This window comes from Mesobacillus jeotgali (genome assembly GCF_002874535.1).
GTDB classification, from domain to species: domain Bacteria; phylum Bacillota; class Bacilli; order Bacillales; family Cytobacillaceae; genus Mesobacillus; species Mesobacillus jeotgali.
The window spans coordinates 3,029,373-3,045,489 of record NZ_CP025025.1; the positions used below are offsets into that span (position 1 = coordinate 3,029,373).

General features: G+C 41.0%; 18 protein-coding genes and 1 tRNA gene. 6 read left to right on the plus strand and 13 right to left on the minus strand.

The features are described from left to right. Positions 1-28: 28 nt before the first annotated feature. Positions 29-100: transfer RNA gene (locus CD004_RS15415), tRNA-Gln, on the plus strand. A gap of 266 nt (positions 101-366) precedes the next feature. Here the strand turns inward: CD004_RS15415 and CD004_RS15420 are convergent. Next, a complete protein-coding gene (locus CD004_RS15420; protein ID WP_102263574.1) occupies positions 367-720 on the minus strand; it encodes a Spx/MgsR family RNA polymerase-binding regulatory protein in 354 nt (117 codons plus the stop codon). 193 nt (positions 721-913) lie between these two features. Here CD004_RS15420 and CD004_RS15425 point away from each other — a divergent pair, with 193 nt between their 5' ends. Further along, positions 914-1,615, plus strand: a complete 702-nt coding sequence (locus CD004_RS15425; protein ID WP_102263575.1) for a helix-turn-helix transcriptional regulator — start codon at positions 914-916, stop codon at positions 1,613-1,615. 79 nt (positions 1,616-1,694) lie between these two features. Further along, complete coding sequence (locus CD004_RS15430) at positions 1,695-1,940, plus strand: DUF2626 domain-containing protein (RefSeq protein WP_023627332.1); 246 nt, start codon at positions 1,695-1,697, stop codon at positions 1,938-1,940. Positions 1,941-2,007: 67 nt separating this feature from the next. Here CD004_RS15430 and CD004_RS15435 read toward each other — a convergent pair whose 3' ends face one another. Beyond that, a complete protein-coding gene (locus CD004_RS15435) occupies positions 2,008-3,099 on the minus strand; it encodes a class I SAM-dependent methyltransferase (RefSeq protein ID WP_102263576.1) in 1,092 nt (363 codons plus the stop codon). A gap of 167 nt (positions 3,100-3,266) precedes the next feature. Beyond that, entirely contained in the window at positions 3,267-3,902 is a 636-nt protein-coding gene (locus tag CD004_RS15440) for an MBL fold metallo-hydrolase (RefSeq protein WP_102263577.1), read from the minus strand. A 170-nt stretch (positions 3,903-4,072) separates the two neighbouring features. Between CD004_RS15440 and CD004_RS15445 the strand changes: the two genes are divergently transcribed. Both CD004_RS15445 and CD004_RS15450 read left to right on the plus strand, forming a co-directional pair. Then, positions 4,073-4,537 (plus strand): hypothetical protein, encoded by a 465-nt coding sequence (locus CD004_RS15445; RefSeq protein WP_102263578.1) that lies wholly within the window; start codon positions 4,073-4,075, stop codon positions 4,535-4,537. A gap of 130 nt (positions 4,538-4,667) precedes the next feature. Next, a complete protein-coding gene (locus CD004_RS15450) occupies positions 4,668-4,841 on the plus strand; it encodes a DUF2759 domain-containing protein (protein WP_102263579.1) in 174 nt (57 codons plus the stop codon). Between the two features lie 184 nt (positions 4,842-5,025). On the opposite strand, the gene CD004_RS24475 is transcribed toward CD004_RS15450, so the two are convergent. The 7 genes from CD004_RS24475 to CD004_RS15485 form a co-directional block, all read right to left on the minus strand. Next, positions 5,026-5,151 carry a hypothetical protein gene (locus CD004_RS24475; protein ID WP_267892316.1) on the minus strand — a complete coding sequence of 42 codons (126 nt, stop codon included), beginning with the start codon at positions 5,149-5,151 and terminating at the stop codon, positions 5,026-5,028. Between the two features lie 51 nt (positions 5,152-5,202). Beyond that, positions 5,203-5,517 (minus strand): MTH1187 family thiamine-binding protein, encoded by a 315-nt coding sequence (locus tag CD004_RS15460; protein ID WP_102263581.1) that lies wholly within the window; start codon positions 5,515-5,517, stop codon positions 5,203-5,205. Positions 5,518-5,538: 21 nt separating this feature from the next. Further along, positions 5,539-6,699: a YqgU-like beta propeller domain-containing protein gene (locus CD004_RS15465; protein ID WP_158651571.1), complete on the minus strand. Its 1,161-nt coding sequence runs from the start codon at positions 6,697-6,699 to the stop codon at positions 5,539-5,541. 245 nt (positions 6,700-6,944) lie between these two features. Next, entirely contained in the window at positions 6,945-8,834 is a 1,890-nt protein-coding gene (locus tag CD004_RS15470; RefSeq protein ID WP_102263583.1) for an LTA synthase family protein, read from the minus strand. A gap of 274 nt (positions 8,835-9,108) precedes the next feature. Next, positions 9,109-10,080, minus strand: a complete 972-nt coding sequence (locus CD004_RS15475; RefSeq protein ID WP_102263584.1) for an ROK family glucokinase — start codon at positions 10,078-10,080, stop codon at positions 9,109-9,111. 6 nt (positions 10,081-10,086) lie between these two features. Beyond that, positions 10,087-10,302, minus strand: coding sequence for a YqgQ family protein (locus CD004_RS15480; RefSeq protein ID WP_023627321.1), 216 nt, complete (start codon positions 10,300-10,302; stop codon positions 10,087-10,089). Between the two features lie 211 nt (positions 10,303-10,513). Continuing rightward, the gene (locus CD004_RS15485) at positions 10,514-11,974 is read right to left on the minus strand and encodes a spore germination protein (protein ID WP_102263585.1); all 1,461 of its coding nucleotides are present in this window, start codon (positions 11,972-11,974) and stop codon (positions 10,514-10,516) included. 277 nt (positions 11,975-12,251) lie between these two features. On the opposite strand from CD004_RS15485, the gene CD004_RS15490 reads away from it, so the two are divergent. After that, positions 12,252-13,133, plus strand: coding sequence for a hypothetical protein (locus CD004_RS15490; protein WP_102263586.1), 882 nt, complete (start codon positions 12,252-12,254; stop codon positions 13,131-13,133). Here CD004_RS15490 and CD004_RS15495 read toward each other — a convergent pair. The 3 genes from CD004_RS15495 to CD004_RS15505 form a co-directional block, all read right to left on the minus strand. Continuing rightward, positions 13,105-14,655 (minus strand): rhomboid family protein, encoded by a 1,551-nt coding sequence (locus CD004_RS15495; RefSeq protein WP_233434875.1) that lies wholly within the window; start codon positions 14,653-14,655, stop codon positions 13,105-13,107. The two genes, CD004_RS15490 and CD004_RS15495, sit on opposite strands and share 29 nt — an antisense overlap. Before the next feature lie 135 nt (positions 14,656-14,790). After that, complete coding sequence (locus CD004_RS15500) at positions 14,791-14,988, minus strand: hypothetical protein (RefSeq protein ID WP_102263587.1); 198 nt, start codon at positions 14,986-14,988, stop codon at positions 14,791-14,793. Positions 14,989-15,138: 150 nt separating this feature from the next. Next, positions 15,139-16,089: an L-lactate dehydrogenase gene (locus tag CD004_RS15505; protein ID WP_102263588.1), complete on the minus strand. Its 951-nt coding sequence runs from the start codon at positions 16,087-16,089 to the stop codon at positions 15,139-15,141. Between the last annotated feature and the right edge of the window lie 28 nt (positions 16,090-16,117).

Below are 16,117 nucleotides of genomic sequence, written 5' to 3' on the forward strand. Positions count from 1 at the left end.
CTAGCGTAACGTCAGCAAGTCATATTATTGGGCTATAGCCAAGCGGTAAGGCAACGGACTTTGACTCCGTCATGCGTTGGTTCGAATCCAGCTAGCCCAGCTAACAGAAAAAACGGAAGCGGTTGCTTCCGTTTTTTCTGTTAGGAAATTAAAAATCAACTTGGTTGTGGATCCCTTTATTTGATTTCTTAATCCAGCTCCAGCGCTTGTCAGGGCTGACCAAGGCGCTTTCGCTTTTCTTTTTGTCCAGCTTCAGCGCCTAGCCCTTCGAGTCGCTTCGGTCCGCCCAATGAAGTCAAAAAGCGACTTCACTGGTCGGCCCTCCAGCGCTTGTCAGGGCTGACCAAGGCGCTTCCGCTTTTCTAATTATTTCGCTATTTTTTTCAAGGCATCTGGGTTAAATCCAACAATCAGCTTTTTGCCATCTGTCAAGATCGGCCGTCTAAGCAGTTTCGGTTCCTCAATGACAAGTTTAATTACCTCTGAAAGTGGCAGGTCTTCCATATCCATATCCAGCTTTTTATAAGTTTCTCCTCTTGTGGCGAGCAGTTCATCGAAGCCTTCAGTCGTCAGTGCCAATATCTGCAGTAATTCTTTTTTCGATGGAGTGTCCTTGAACATATGACGTTCATTAAATTTCACACTGTTTGAGATCAGCCACTTTTTTGTTTTACGGCATGAAGTACAGCTTGGATAGGAATAAAACGTCAGCTCTTCCATTAAGTTAACCTCCTGGCGAACAAAATTATCTTATATACGTATTGTATAACTTTTGTATAACATTTGTATACTATTTTGTCATCATTTCGCCATTTAGTTGTGAACATTTTCTAAACATATAGTGTAAACAGTGTAAACCTTATTTTCCTCTGTATTATAATGAAGGCAAATTAGTGGTCTGAGGTGAACTAAGGTGGAGCAAACATTAAAAATTACAAGTGTTTTGTCTGACCCAACGCGTTATTATATTTATCAATACATCACAAAAAGACATAAGGACGTAACCGTACAGGAAATCGCCGACAATTTTGATATCCATCCAAATGTGGCAAGGCTGCATTTATCAAAACTTGAAGATGTCAACATGCTGATTTCAGAAACAAAAAAGACTGGCAAAGGTGGTCGTCCAAGCAGACTGTACCGACTTTCCGATGAAGTGATCCAGCTTCACTTCCCATTCCGCGATTATCAGTTATTGTCCAAAATCGCGATGACAACTATGATGTCTCTTGGAGAAGCAGGAAAGACAGCATTGTACTTGACAGGAAAACGTTTCGGGGAAGAACTGATTGAACAAGAAGTATCCCGACACTCAAATATGTCAGCTGAAATGACGTTCGAGCATAAACTGAACTCAATCAAGAATGCTGCGACTCTTGCTGGTTTTTATCCTGAATTCGAACCTAACAGCGAAAAGACTAAGATTTATTTCCAAATCTTCAACTGTCCTTTTAAGGAAGTGGCAATGGAACATACAGAAACAGTGTGCAATATGCATTATGAATTTTTGCGCGGTATGTTCGAATCACTGTTTGGTGAGATCGAACTGATCGAAAAAGAGAACATGTTCACAGGCTGTGACTCTTGTTCATATCAAGCTGTTATTGCACAATAATCAATCCTTGTTTACTTTTCACTCCACTTTACTTTATAATATGATAGTGATGGACTTGTAGGGTAAAGGAGGGATATCTTTGGATCGTATGTACAGAGTTTTAGGATTCTGGACGGGAATCTTTGCTGTCATGTTTTTCTTAGGTGACATGTATACGACGTCCTTGATTTTCTTTGGTCAAACTGGATTTTTCTTGCTTTTAAGTTACTTGAAACTGTCTGAGCGTATGTACATTTACGTCTTCGGCGCATACTTAACGATTTTCTTTGCTGGATTTACTTACTGGTCAACATTTATGATGCCATTAGGTGGAACTGGACATTGATCAATTGTTACGCTCGAATAAAAAAAGCGATGTTTATACATCGCTTTTTTTACTTTCCACGCGTATATTAAAATAATTTCCCAATCGAGTGATCCAGACCCTTTGCCTGAACAGCCACATCAAAGGACTGGCTGATCCCCCCTGGCAATATCAGGCTTCGTATAGCGCGATTTCGCTTACTAGCTTCAGAAAACGGATTAGGGTCATTGTGTTCCGCAAGCTCTTCTAATATGCCGGCAGCCATAAGGAACTCATCCTGCCTCATTTTTTGCACAAAGTTCAGGCAGTATTTCTCACCAATTAATTTAAGTGCATCAAAATGTACATGACTAGTAATATCCATCTCTCCAGGATGCTGCAAAACGTCATGATGCATCTGGTGTTGGTAATATCCCCTTAAGCTTCCGCGCCTGCGAGATGGATGCATCCATTCTTCTTTCGTATATCCGTAATCTACAGTCACCATGATGCCCTTCGTGAAGTGATCAGCTATAGATTTAATGAACGGTTCATAAGCAAGCGGAATTTCAATCCTTTGGCCTTCCGCCAGTTCAATTTCCTGGTCATTTATAAAAGCGGTAATCCTATCATCCATTACCGGTAACATGATTTCTTTTAATTGTCCATTGTCAAAGCCTACGAAAACCTCATTCACAATACCCTCGTGTTTTTCGACGACATGGACAGGGAATGCATCAAATAATTCATTTGAAAAAATCAATCCTTGTTTCATACCTGTGTCTGCAAATGTACTACCATAAAGGATCTTTACATCTTCTAGACCGTTCAACTCAGCTTTCTGCAGCTTTCGATGATAAGGGCTGGCTTCAACGATACAATAGGTTAGTGTCTCATCATTCAAGCCACTCCACCCCTGAATAAATGCGCGAGCAAACCGGCCGTTTCCAGCTCCTATTTCACAAACAGATGGCGGCAAGCCGAGGTTCCTGAAATTTTTCGCAAACCATTTCCCAATCAATTTGCCAAATACATCGGACACATTGCTGGAAGTATAAAAGTCCCCTTCTTTCCCTATTTTTTGACGTTCTTTTATGTAATAACCTTCCTCCGGGTGATAAAGTGCAAGTTCCATATACTGCGCATATGAAATCATTTTAACCGGAGAGGCATTAATAAACTCTTTGATTATTTCTTTCATAATAACTCCTTGAAATTAGTTTTCACTATTGACATAGTGTTTTCGATATTATATTGTTTTAGTAGTAGCTTAACTATATCCCCTCCCATGATATGAATAGAACATCCCCCAGGAAAGCCCTTCTCTATGAGAAGGGCTTTCCTAGTTTCCTTGATGATTATACCTCATTAAAATCCATTTAAAAAAGGGTTGGAATCCATCTCTAAACCAATTGTCGTTGTCGGTCCGTGTCCAGGAAGCACCTCTGTTTGTTCCGGTAATGACAGGAGCTTATCATGGATGCTCCTGATTAGTTGATTATGGTTTCCACCCGGCAAGTCCGTCCTTCCTATGCTGCCATTAAACAGAGCGTCTCCTGCCAGTACAAACTCTGCTTCAGGAAAATAAATTGATATACTCCCTGGAGAATGCCCCGGTGTTTCAAACACTTCAAACTCAAAACTGCCAATTGACATTACACCTTCATCATCAATCAAATGGTCTGCAGGACGCGCTTTGATTGGCTCGTTAAGCATAAAATGCTTCGAACCATTCAATGCAGGATCTGATAGCCAATCCTTTTCTTTTTCATGAATATATACCTTGATTCCGTACTTATCTCTTATTCTATCCACTGCCCCGATATGATCGAAGTGAGCATGTGTGAGCACAATTGCTTCTGGCTTCAATTCTAGCTCTTCAAGCACTGTTGCCAGCTTTTTCGGATTATCGCCAGGATCCACAATCAGGCATGACTTGTTTTCATCATAGACGATATAGCAATTTGTTTGTAAAGGACCTAGGGGAATCTGTTTCCATTTCATCAAAATAGCCTCCAGCTTCTAGTGGTATTATTAATACATTTATTTTACACTATTGTCAGGCAAGTTTTAAGGATTGCGATAGAAAAGAACTCGTATGCTCTGCCCATCAAACCAGATGAGTTTTTTAAATACAATTAATTTGAACCTTACAGCATAAAGGAGGCAGCAAAGTGCAAGTTTTCATTGGAATAGAGGCCAGCCCTTTACTTTCTGAACTGCCTGACTTCGAACAGTTTCTTCAATCTGCCGCACCTCCGCTTCTTGTTCATGAAAATATTTATATTTATAATGATCAGCAAACAGCGGATGTAGCTTCAGGTTTGTTGTCAGAAGCAGATCTTCATGAAGAAAATCATCAATTGATAAAAACAGAAGGAACAGCGGGAGAAGATTTTTACGATTATGGATTTCACTCTGGTGTCGATGTTTTTCTATTCACAAATGATTTGTCAGCCTTCAGATTTACAGGTGGCAGCGAAGTTCAGAGTGAAATGGCCCTCCTGCAGCTGGAAGAACATCTTGTTTTTAAGACTGCTGAAGGCATTTATTTTACCATAGACCATTATACTGACCTGGTATTGGGTATAGTAAAGGCATATGGGGTTAAAGTTGAGTTTTTAGACCTCGACAAATGATATAAAAAATTATAAAATATAAAACGAGTGTACGCTTGTCATTACATAACAGGCTGCCGCCTATATTTCATTCAAACTTATTCAACAAACAGGCTTTATTGTCTGCCTAATTTATGAAGGGGGCTTTTTCATGGGTTTTGCTATTATTTGCGCTTTAATTACACTGCTTGCCGGTTACGCAACATTTTCGGCACTTAAAAACAAAAACATTCTTGGTATCGCGTTTGCTGGAGGAACATTCTTGGTTATTGGCTGGTTCACAGTCATGACGATCCTTAACTCTGGATTCCCAACAGCGCATTAATTCGAAACAAAAAGACCACCCTTTGCTGGTGGTCTTTTTTCGTTTCTAACTTGAAAAGAAAGTATAAACTTTTTCACTTAGATTAGTGTCTAGCTCCAGCGCCTAGCCAGTTTTCATCCCCGAGAATGCTTCCCTCGAGTATCTTGCGATAAGCGTCAGCTTTGAGCAGCTCAAGTTCGCTTGTCTAGCTACGGCTCCTAACTCCTCGAGACGCTTCGGTCCAGGCGCTTGCGCTTTTCTTTGTCCATCTACAGCGCCTAGCCCCTCGAGTCGCTTCAGTCCGCCCACTGAAGTCAAAGAACGACTTCATCGGTCGGCCCTCCAGCGCTTATCGGGGCTGACCGAGGCGCTTGCGCTTTTCTTATTGCTGCAGCAATTCGTTTACTCTGTTTATCTTATCCTGCATCTTTCTTTTTACATCACGCCTGTCGTCAATCCGGATATTTGTGGCTACTCGCTGGATGCCAGCATTGAACGGTGCTTCGTGGATCGCCTGGATTACCTCAAACAAAACAGGAAGTTCACCTTCGATCAAGGTATTCATCGGTGTAAGTTGATATTGGATTTTGCCCTGTTCTTCATACTTCTTAAGAATTCTTTGGATATCTGCTACATACGAACTGACACTTGGTGTCTGTGTTCCGATTGGAATCACTGTTACATCAACAATCGCCATCAAAATCTCTCCTTGAAATTATTATTGAACGAGATCAATTACCTCGTTTGTCTTGATATTCAAGAGTTTATCAAACTGGAAACCGTACAGGCACATTTCTCCGGAGGGAGAGCAGGAAAGTGGCTCGTTGGCCATTTCGGTGAAAATAACTTCCTCTTTACCTGTTTCTAAATGATAACGCATCAAGTCAAATCCTCCATCGTAAAGGTCCGCTTCACCCTGCTCTGTTGCCTTTAGATAAATAAAATACTCTCCATTTTCCATTAAATCATAAAAAGGAACGACCCATCCAGAAAAAGATGTTAACAACGGAGCCTCGATATTTCCGACCGATTTGTCACCCTTCCTGAAGAATGCATACTGTCCCGATTCTTGATTTTCTTCTTCAATCACTTTTACAGTCATTAAGTATGGTCCTTGCGAATCAAATTGATATACATCTTCGAGTAAAGTTTCAGTTTTGTTTTCCTTCACAGAAAAGGTCCGTAGCGGGGCATTTAGTGAAATCCCGTCTTCATCCCACTCCTGATAAACGAGGACATCCTCAGAAATCCATCTTACAAAAGGCTCTGGCATTTTGATCTCTTTCAGATTATTATCCCTTAAATCCAATAAATAACTACTGAAATCCCAATCTTCTGTAAATGCAGAAACAACTAGCAAACTCTCATCGAACGGATTCCATTCAAAAGTTAGTTCATAAGATTGAATGCTTGTAGAATACAATTCATTTCCCGTCAAATCGATAACAGTGAGGAGACCCTCCTCTGATGCAGCGCTATGTATCATCACCTTTGTTTTCTCCGGACTTGGTACCGCCGTAATGATTGGCTGCTCACTTCTATATAGCAATGATGCCTTTCCTGTTACAAGATTGTATGAATACAATAATGAATTGCTTTCCCCTTTATTTGAAATGTAGAGAATTTCTGAATCACTTAGCCAGCCTGCAGACTTATAGAATTCTTCCTGTTCTCCAATCTCGATTGGAACAATTTCTGCTCCTAAAAATGAAGGGCCAGGGGACTCCTTTACTCTATTGAAGCCGTGACCAGCTCCCTCATGCAATGAAGCATCAAGCTTCTGGGAGCAGCCGGAAAGGCCGAGTGCAGAAGTGATGATGATTAGCAACAACCAGCTAACATAAGGTATACGATATGTACTCTCCTTACTTTGTCTCACTTCTATCACCCCCCATTTTAAACAATGTATATATCTGTACGTTAGAAACTCGTAAATGTTTCAATGATTTTCGAAAAATTCATATTTATTGCAACCCAGAATTATTTCTGACTTTCACCAAACAAATGTGAAAATCCCACTAAGTAATATCCCATGTATCCAGGCAAATTACCATCCTTATTTTTCTGAAAGAATCAATTTTCATAATAAAAACCTGCACCATAAGGCACAGGTTTCAATAAAATTTACTCATTTGATTTCGGGTAACTCTTTTCTTTACTGGCATTTTTCTCGTCATAAAATCTCAGCAAGTCCCCATAAATAATTTTATCGGAAAACTCGAGCTCGTTCTTTGCTTGATCAAAGAAAGGCTCACAAGCTGCTTTGTCAGTCGGCTCACCAGTTGATTTATCATAGCAAGTTTCTCTTGTGAATACATGATCCTTAGTGATGAAGCTGCCATCGCGCAGAACCGCAAAGTCCAGCCGGTCCTTTGAGAATAGGTCTGATCCGAAGTCAATGTTATTCTTAGTATCGATTCCTAACAGATGGAGAATAGTCGGCTTAAGGTCAATCTGTCCGCCTACAGTTGGAATCGTCTTGCCTTCCTGACCAGGGATATGAACAATCAGCGGTACCTGCTGTAGCTGCGTGCTTTCAAATGGTGTAATCTCCTTGCCGAGATACTCACCCATCGCCTTATTATGGTTCTCGGAGATTCCATAATGATCACCGTATAAAATGATGATTGAATCCTCATATAGACCTTCATCTTTTAATTCTTGTATAAACAGTTTCAAAGCTTCATCCTGATAACGGACAGTCGGGAAATAATTGTTGACTGTCTTGTCATTTGAAGTATATGGCTCGACAAAGCGGTCTTCTTCATTCAATTCGAATGGGAAGTGATTCGTCAATGTAATGAACTTTGAATAAAATGGCTTTGGCATAGCCTTCAAGTGATCAACAGACTGCTGGAAGAACTCAATATCTTTCATTCCCCAGCCTACTGAATTTTCCTCATTCACATCATAATCCGGCAATGAATAGAAGCGCTCGTATCCCATTGATTGATACATGATATCACGGTTCCAGAAGCTCTTGTTATTCGCATGCATAGAAGCAGTGAAGTAGCCGTTCTCATTCAAGATTTCAGGTGTCGCTGAATATTCATTTCCTGAGTGCGTAAAGAAAACTGCACCACGGCTTAATGGATACAATGAGTTATCTACAAGGAATTCGGAGTCTGAAGTTTTCCCCTGGCCGGTCTGGTGATAAAAATTATTAAAGTAATAGCTTTCTTTAATGAAATCGTTCAGGAAAGGTGTAATTTCCTGTCCATTCACAGTTTGGTTTATGACAAAGTTCTGCGTGGATTCCATTGAAATCAGAATCACGTTCTTGCCCTTGGCGATACCAAACATGTCCTCGTTCGGCGGCAGATAGTTAGCACGCACATAGTTGTCAATATCAGCCAGTTCACTGCCATCAGCCATAGCTCTCTGTGCCGAAGACTTTGACTGTAAGAAAGCATCATAAAGATGATAATTGTATGTCCCAATATTCTTGACCAGCATTTCTCTATCGAATGTTCTAGTCAACAGCTGCGGACGCTCAGTTTCAGCCATTCCCAGGTTGAAAAATGAAATCGCGATCGCCACAAGGAAATATGCTCTGCGGTCCACCTTTGTGTATTCCCGATATCCTATTAGATTTGGTTTGGCTTTTAATAAAAGTGCCAATACGAGGATATCAGCGAAATATAACAAGTCACTGAAGTTGATCAATTCAGTAACACTGCTTCCCAAGTCGCTCATATTGCTCGTTTGGAAAAGCACAGGTATCGTCAGGAAGTCATTGAAAAAACGGTAAAACACTACATTCGCGAACAAGATTGCTGAAACTATGAAACTTGTAATCAAAACGTAGCGTTTCTGAGCCTTTTCCTTCATGAACATGCTGACTCCAAAAATGACCATCAGGAAACTTAATGGATTCATGAACAGGATGATCTCCTGTCTCCAGTTCTCAATCTTTATATCAAAGCTAGTTTTATAGGCAATATAAGTCTTTAACCAAAGCAGGATTGTCGCAATCGCAACAATGGATGCTTTAGTCCATTTATTATTCTTCATTTGTTTGTTACCTCCCTGTTAAAAATAACAGATATGGGAATTTTAAGGTGATTTTTTCCACTTGCTCAAGAATCAAAGATAATCTTAATACTTTTTTTTCTAAAAAGCAAACAAAATTAAACTTAAAAAAGCATAGACCAATTACTGTCATTTTCCTCTATTTTAGACGAATCAAACCTAAAAAAGTTTCAGGAATGTCCAAATTCCGAAAATTGAAACTTTTGGCATAAAAAAACAGGGAGTTTTATCCCAAACTCCCTGCTGCTGATTTTTCTTATCCAATTTTGTTCTTAACCAGCCACGCCGCACCAATCACGCCCGCATCATTTCCCAATGTTGCGATGCTGATTTCAGTCGATTGTGCTACTCGTGGAAAAGAATTACGTAAAAATTGCTCTTTTATTGGATCGAGCAAAACATTTCCTGCTTTTGAAACTCCGCCTCCAAGTACAATTTTTTCAGGATTAAGAGTATTAGCGATATTCGCAAGAGCAATCCCCAGATGCAAAGCAACTGAATCGACGACTTTCAACGCTAATTGGTCATTTCTTTTTGCCGAATCGAAAACATCTTTTGCTGTCACATGGCCAGTTTCCTTATACACCACTGAAAGTTCTCCAGCTGGGGTTCCTTCGTTCAAAGCTGCAGTGGCAATCCGGACAATCCCAGTTGCTGAAGCAATGGTTTCCAGGCAACCTGTCTTGCCACAGTTACACGGAGCCCCACCTTCAGCTATTGAAGTAATATGGCCTATCTCGCCAGCAGCACCGCTGACTCCGTGTACAATGTCTCCATTCGTGATAACGCCTCCGCCTACACCTGTTCCCAGAGTGACACATACAAGATCTTTTGCACCATTTCCAGCACCTTTCCACATCTCACCAAGTGCTGCGCAGTTTGCGTCATTATCGATTACAGCCGGAAGCGAGGTTTCGACTTCAAGTAAGTCTTTTAGCGGGTAAGGCTCTCTCCATCCAAGGTTCACTGCTTCATAAATCACGCCAGTGGCAAGGTCAACCGGACCAGGTGCCCCCATGCCAATCCCAAGGATTTCACTTTTTGAATGTCCTAACTCCTCAAGCTTCGCATCAATCCCCTTTGCGATATTGACCGTTATATTTTTCCCTTCATCAGAAACATCTGTTGGGATCTCCCATTTGTGCAGTATTTCTCCATATAAACTTATGAAAGCAAGTTTGGTTGTTGTTCCTCCTAAATCTACACCTACTAGCCACTTTTCAGCCATATTAAGTCACCTTTTCTCATTTGCGTTTTTTTCTTTTTCCATCCGGATTTCTTGTCTTAAAAGCAAAATCGCAGACTGGTAATCTTTTGTTTCAATCAATTGGGAATTATACAATTCCTTCAGTTCGGCTCCCATGAGCTCTAAATCCGCCACTCTGTCACCTATGTAAATAATTGTCCCGAATTTTTTCAGGAACTGCTGGATATCGTAAATTGTCTTCAACGTAATCCCCTCAATGTTTGTGAAAATAAGAGCATGTTTCCATTACTTAAGTATAATGGATACTCATTGCCTCCTCAAGTATGCAGGAGAAGATTTTATGACAAATAACAAAGTCTTTCATCGCTCAATTGGTATGTTCTCAGACTACCTAAAGATAGATTATAGTAACGTCTTACAAATGAAAAAAGCAGCAAGCGCTGCTTTTTAATCATTACCTATCAGGATCCTGCGGTTTCAAAATCCGCGGCCTTCTGTTCTTTAATGGAATCGGAGACCGAACGAGCACGTCGCGGAATGCCCGCGGGTTGAACGGTATGAATGGCCAGAGGTAAGGTACACCAAAGGAATTCATTCTTGCTAGCAGGATGATGAACAGGACAACCCCAATTAGGAAACCGTATAATTGGAATGCTGCAGTCAGTACTAACAAGAAAATCCTTACAAGCCGGTTTGCCAGACTCATTTCATAACTTGGTGTTGCGAAAGTTCCAATTGCCGCAATCGCAAGATAAAGGATGACTTCATTTGTCAGCAGGCCCACTTCAACTGCCACTTGTCCAATCATCAGGGCAGCGACTAGTCCAAGCGCGGTTGCCAGGGAGGTCGGCGTATGGATGGCAGCCATCCTGAGCACATCGATTCCTATTTCAATCAGAAAGAACTGAAGAAATAACGGAATTTGACCTGGATCATTCGGACCGATAAATGCCAGCTTCTCCGGGAGCAGTTCTGGTTTGACCGCGAATAAATACCATAAAGGAAGCATGAACAAGGAAGCCCATACAGCCATGAACCGCACCATTCTAAGATAAGCACCGACAAGCGGTTTATTTCGGTACTCCTCGGCGTGCTGCAAATGATGCCAGAAGGTTGTCGGGGTTATAAGGACACTTGGCGATCCGTCAACGATGATGCAGACATGGCCTTCATATAAATGTGTTGCAGCTGTATCAGGGCGCTCTGTGTATCTTACAGTGGGAAATGGGTTCCAATGCTGGCCTGAGATAAATTCTTCGATCGTTTTCTCTCCCATTGGCAATCCGTCCGTATCAATTTTACTGATTGAATCCTTTACTTTCTTGACCATCTCTGGATCGGCAATATCCTCTATGTAACTGACGACCACATCTGTCTTTGACCTTCTGCCGACCTGCAAGTACTCCATTCTCAATGTACGGTCACGGATTCTTCTTCTTGTAAGCGCAGTATTGAAGACCAATGTTTCCACGAAACCATCTCTCGAACCTCTTACCACCCTTTCTGTATCTGGTTCCTGCGGCCCGCGCACTGGATAGGTTCTTGCATCAATCAGGATGATTTCAGCCACTCCATCTACTGCTAGCGCCGTAGGGCCAGCCAGAACCATATCTGCTACCTTATCAAGGTCGTCAGTCGTTTCTACCTCAACATAAGGGATGTATGTCTTGACCAGTTTCTTGAGTGTATCAATGTCCAGGGCTCCAGGCTCAAGCTTCGCAAGCAACTGCATGATATAGAGAAGGATATCGTCCTTTACAAATCCATCAACAAGAAATAGTGCCATTTCTCTGCCGGCGTACTCGACATCCAGATGGATTACATCAAAACTCTTCCCAATTCCCAGTTCTTCTCTTAAATACTCAATATTTTTTTTCAAATCTTCCTGTACGGGATGCTTCGTTTTTTCTGTCATATTCTATCCAAACACCTTTCGTTAAGGCTCTTTTATAAACTTTGTTGATGCGATCTTATATCTAACTGTGGTCTTAGACCAGGATAAAATTGAAAGAGCACTTACCATGTAATACAGGAGCAGCCATTATGCAATAAGCTGACCAATATTTTCCTGTCCACTTCTTTCACCATCTTAGACAAAAAAACGTAAATACATACTTAATTGCATGTGTTCCGGACAAGTATCATATAGTGGTTATACCGACCTACCAGACAATCTGAAAAGGGTGAGCCTAATGAAAAAGTATATATTTTTGGGAATTAGCGCATTAGCCATTGCAGTCTCCGCATTGATGATCCAGCTTCAGAACGTAAACAGTTCAGAGGAGACGATCACTTTTTTTCCATTGAATGATTCTGTGCAGTACAAGAGCGTGAGTACTTCGTTGGCGCTGCAAAAAGATAAAAAAAATGATAAGCATACAATTGATTGGAAGATGCAGTCCAGTTTGGACCAGGAGGCATACTTAAGACAGGATATGGGGCTATTGTTTGTCAACGGACTTTTAAAAGGAAAAGCTGCCAAATGGGAGCAGGATACAGCAGATGTGTACCAGGAAGACTTCATTTCAAACGGGGAAAGCGCAAGGTATGACGCCATCACTTTTCATTATTCCGAACTGCATGGGGACGGCGACAGAATCACAAGCGCTCAAAGGATGTCTGATGACATGCTATATGTGATTGATTCTCCTTTCAGTACACTTCAATCCTTCTCTGTCGCCAAAAGTAAGCAAGAGAAGGAATGGAAGAATGTCCTGAATAAAAGTGTAAGTAACACACTGAATAAAAGCTTGAACAAGGCTGAAAAGACGTATGGGTTTAAAGCTTCTAATTATATTGCTGTACCTCTCGATACAATCAGACAATACGAAGACCAGCCTTTAAAAGGTTTTACACAAAAAGAGACTGCCAATATTGTTGGGAAGTTAATGGAAGGGTTATATAAAAATTATTACCTTGGCATAAAAAAAAGCGATGGCACTGTCGTTGATCCGATTGACAGTACCATGCCTTTGATTTTGGTTTCTAATGATAAAAGCCATCTGCTGGTTGTAACACAAACTGACTCTGGTGAAAGCATTGTACTCAAGCAGCTTCTTCAAGGTAGTAATTAATCTGCTCAAGTGTTTCTCGGTAACTATCCTGCCCAGGATTTAACTCTACTGCCTTTTCAGCATAAGTTTGAGCTTTCTTGAGTTCCTTTTCATCGAAATATATCAAAGCCAGATTGTAATATGCTTCATGGAAGTCGGGAGACATATCAATAACATTAAGAAGATTACGTTTAGCTTCCTCAAGCTGACCCAGCTTTATTTCGGTAAATGAAAGCATGAATAATGATTCCGCCGAAAGTGTCTCCAACTTCCGATAATCCGTTAGCAGCTCATTGGCCTGCTCATACTCTTCCGCTTTTATATGCTGTTGAGCAAGCACCAATATTGATCTTTCATCTACTAAATTTGCTTTGCCGCTAAAACCATACTGCAGTGATAAAAAAACTGCAGCAACAGAAACAACCAGGAATGCACCTTGAAGCATAGGACGTTTCTTTTTAGGAAGGTGGAAAATACCGGCTGATGCAAACCCTCCGACAAGACCTCCTATATGTCCAGCATTATCAATTCCAGGAATGGTAAAGCCAAAAGCAAGGTTGATTCCAAGCACTACAAGGATATTCAGTCCCAATGTCCGCCAAAACAGCCTTGGTTTGGCGACACCAAAATAAAGTAAAGCTCCAAAGCAGCCAAATATCGCGCCGCTCGCTCCTGCTGAAAGATTTGGACTAAAAATGAAGCTGGCCAGTACTCCGGCGAAACCTGAGAAAATATATATAAACAAAAACCGCAAATTGCCGTAGAGCCGTTCAACCATCGTCCCTAAGTAATATAAAGCGAGGGTATTCATGAATAGATGGAGCAGTCCGATATGGATGATAATCGGTGTGAAAAATCTCCACCATTCTCCCTCAATTATAAGGGGGTTGAATTTTGCACCAAATTTTATCAGCGTTGAAGTATCCGTGCTTCCACCCGCTGCCTCAAGAACCAGGAACATCAGCACCTGTACCGCGATGAATAGATAGGTGAAAAAAGGCTTCCCATAATTGAATATCGATTGTTCTTCCTTAGCGCGACTAACTGCACTGGAAAGAGCATTTTTCTTTATAGACTCTATATCATCGACAGAGAATTCCTCTGCTAAATCAATCTCGATGTTACCATCAATCCTATTTTCTATTTTCTTTAATGCTTCAGACGCATTTGCCCGATCCACTAAAATGGATTCAACAGTTACCTTGCCATTTTCAGAAAGGGTCGGTTCGGCGATTCTAAACTCATAATCGTCTACTGGGGGATAAGCACTAAAGTAGAGATTAAGAATCTTCAACTCTCCTTTAGCAAGTTTCCTGCGGATTCTGTCTCCATTCTCCGCAGTCAACCCGAGATCCCTTTGCAGCCAGTTGCTCCAATCAAGATTATAATGCAGCAGGCGAACAACCTGCGTATTTTTGTTTTCTGTCTTTTCCAGCCATAGCTCTCCGTGATCCTGCGAAAGCTGCAGGATACGATAGTCCTTCTTCACAATCAGGAATTCCGTGACCTTCCAAAACAAATAATCTTCCAAAAAAGCCAACATCTCCCCTACTTTCCTGCCCCGGTCCCAGCCGTTAATATGTATTTATTTTTTCCTCTATAAAGTTATTATAAACTAAAGAACCATTAGCGAGATAACAAGAGCCCTTAAAACAGAAAAAGACCCGACAAGGTCTTTTTACTGAAACTCCGAAGGTCCTGGAAATAATGAATCCATCATTTTGCTTCTAATACCAGGCATACCCATGATTGAACCCACAGCCACCCGGCGTAAAAACCTGTTGCCAAGAAGCATATTCATGACCCTGTACCTGTTCTCAAAAACAAAATAGCCTGCCAGACCAAGCATGAAAATCGAAATTATTTTCCTTGCCATATAAATCCCTCCCTTTTTATTTTGGGAATAAAACCAATTTTTTATCCCCTTATCTTATAAGTCAAAAAAAGGAGTATATATAATAGAAGAAAGCGGTTTCAAAAACAGTGAATATAAAAAAGGGCTGCATTGATCAACAGCCCATTTTCCTTATCCCTTCAAGACAGGGTCCATTACTTTTCTCAATACTTCTACAGAATGGTCAAATTTCTGTTGTTCTTCTGCATCCAGGGAGAGTTCGACGATTTCTCTGATCCCGTTTCGGTTTACGATAGCTGGAACGCCGATATAGATGTCGTCGTGACCATATTCGCCGCTAAGGTTAGCTGAAACGGTAAGGATTGAATTCTCATTTTGGAGAATCGCTTTAGTCAATCGGACTAGACCCATGGCGATTCCATAATAGGTGGCTCCTTTACGCTGGATGATATGATAGGCAGCATCACGTACATTCGTGAAAATCTCTTCCAGGTCATCGTGTTTATAATGTTCCTGATCTTTCATCATTTTGGCGATCGGCTTTCCACCTATGTCGGCATGGCTCCATACAGGCAATTCAGTATCACCATGCTCACCTATAATATAGGCATGTACGTTTCGAGTATCTACATTGAAATAATCTCCAAGCAAGAATCGGAATCTTGCAGTATCAAGGATTGTCCCTGAACCAATGACACGTTCCTTTGGCAGTCCAGAGAATTTCCATACAGCATATGTGAGGATATCAACAGGATTTGTTGCGACAAGGAAAATTCCGTCAAAACCGTTGGCCATAATTTCATCTACAATACTTTTAAAAATTTTCGTGTTTTTCTCTACAAGATCCAGCCTTGTTTCTCCTGGCTTTTGATTGGCCCCAGCACAAAGCACCACCAAATCCGCATCCTTGCAATCTGCATATGAACCAAACCAGATTTTAGTCTGGGAAGGAGCAAACGCCATTCCGTGATTCAAATCCATAGCGTCCCCTTCAGACTTTTCCTTATTAAGATCAACAAGTACTAATTCTTCAGTTACTCCCTGATTGACCATCGCAAATGCATAACTGGAACCAACGAAGCCTGTTCCAACCAAAACAACACGGTTCACATGATTTTTCATCCGTATACCCCCTTGAATTATTTCTTCT

Excerpts from the sequence above, each read along its gene's own strand:
- CD004_RS15450 (WP_102263579.1), top strand. The coding sequence starts at position 4,668 with ATGGGTTTTGCTATTATTTGCGCTTTAATTACACTGCTTGCCGGTTAC.
- CD004_RS15440 (WP_102263577.1), bottom strand. The coding sequence starts at position 3,902 with ATGAAATGGAAACAGATTCCCCTAGGTCCTTTACAAACAAATTGCTAT.
- CD004_RS15490 (WP_102263586.1), top strand. The coding sequence starts at position 12,252 with ATGAAAAAGTATATATTTTTGGGAATTAGCGCATTAGCCATTGCAGTC.
- CD004_RS15435 (WP_102263576.1), bottom strand. The coding sequence starts at position 3,099 with ATGAAAGAAATAATCAAAGAGTTTATTAATGCCTCTCCGGTTAAAATG.
- CD004_RS15420 (WP_102263574.1), bottom strand. The coding sequence starts at position 720 with ATGGAAGAGCTGACGTTTTATTCCTATCCAAGCTGTACTTCATGCCGT.
- CD004_RS24475 (WP_267892316.1), bottom strand. The coding sequence starts at position 5,151 with ATGAAGTCGTTCTTTGACTTCAGTGGGCGGACTGAAGCGACTCGAGGG.
- CD004_RS15500 (WP_102263587.1), bottom strand. The coding sequence starts at position 14,988 with ATGGCAAGGAAAATAATTTCGATTTTCATGCTTGGTCTGGCAGGCTAT.
- CD004_RS15470 (WP_102263583.1), bottom strand. The coding sequence starts at position 8,834 with ATGAAGAATAATAAATGGACTAAAGCATCCATTGTTGCGATTGCGACA.
- CD004_RS15475 (WP_102263584.1), bottom strand. The coding sequence starts at position 10,080 with ATGGCTGAAAAGTGGCTAGTAGGTGTAGATTTAGGAGGAACAACAACC.
- CD004_RS15495 (WP_233434875.1), bottom strand. The coding sequence starts at position 14,655 with ATGTTGGCTTTTTTGGAAGATTATTTGTTTTGGAAGGTCACGGAATTC.
- CD004_RS15460 (WP_102263581.1), bottom strand. The coding sequence starts at position 5,517 with ATGGCGATTGTTGATGTAACAGTGATTCCAATCGGAACACAGACACCA.
- CD004_RS15505 (WP_102263588.1), bottom strand. The coding sequence starts at position 16,089 with ATGAAAAATCATGTGAACCGTGTTGTTTTGGTTGGAACAGGCTTCGTT.
- CD004_RS15485 (WP_102263585.1), bottom strand. The coding sequence starts at position 11,974 with ATGACAGAAAAAACGAAGCATCCCGTACAGGAAGATTTGAAAAAAAAT.